Genomic DNA, 838 nt, shown 5'->3' on the forward strand with positions numbered 1-838 from the left:
GGCCAGGGTTGCGCGGAAAGTGAAAGACAAGCGGCTTTTGAAGTTGATTCGGCGCTATCTCGAAGCGGGAATCATGGCTGATGGCGTGCGGCAACCAACGCAGGAGGGAACCCCGCAGGGGTCACCTCTGTCGCCGTTGCTATCGAACATCATGCTGGACGATTTTGATCAGGAGTTCTGGGGCCGGGGGCACCGCTTCGTGCGGTATGCCGATGACATCAGGGTATTTGTGAAGTCCAAGAGGGCCGCGGAACGGGTACTGGAACAGAGCACGAAAGTTCTGGAAAGGGACCTGAAATTGAGGGTCAACCGGCAGAAGTCCACGATCAATCCGGCAAGCGTAGCTACATTGCTGGGTTTCGGATTCTACTTCGTAAAGGGCGGGGTGAAGATCCGAATTGCTCCGAAGGCGTTTAAGCGCATGAAGGACCACATCAGGGAACTTACCTCGCGCAAATGGAGTATCTCCATGGCTGACCGCATCCAACAACTGAACCGCTACGTTCGCGGCTGGACGGGCTACTTCAGGCTGTCACAGACACCGAGGAAGTTCGATACCCTCGACAAATGGTTCAGGCGCAGGATGCGCCAAATCCGGTGGAAGGAATGGAAACTCCCGCGAACGCGGGTGGCGAATCTGCGTAAGCTCGGGATCAGGCCGGACACGGCCTATCAATGGGGCAACAGCAGCCGAGCCTACTGGCGGGTCGCGAAGTCGCCCATTCTCCACCGGGCCCTGCCAGCCGAGTACTGGACAGGGCACGGCCTCATTTTCTTTCGCACTGCGTGGGATCGTTTTCAAACGACCTAGCGAACCGCCGTATGCGAGGCCCGCACG

General features: G+C 58.1%; 1 protein-coding gene. It reads left to right on the forward strand.

What is annotated here, in order from left to right; genetic code table 11:
* Positions 1-811 (forward strand): group II intron maturase-specific domain-containing protein (locus tag PV761_RS24205; RefSeq protein WP_347900052.1); only part of this gene is annotated, 811 nt, incomplete at its 5' end.
* Between the last annotated feature and the right edge of the window lie 27 nt (positions 812-838).

Source organism: Arthrobacter sp. CC3, assembly GCF_039907775.1.
Classification (GTDB): Bacteria; Actinomycetota; Actinomycetes; order Actinomycetales; family Micrococcaceae; genus Arthrobacter.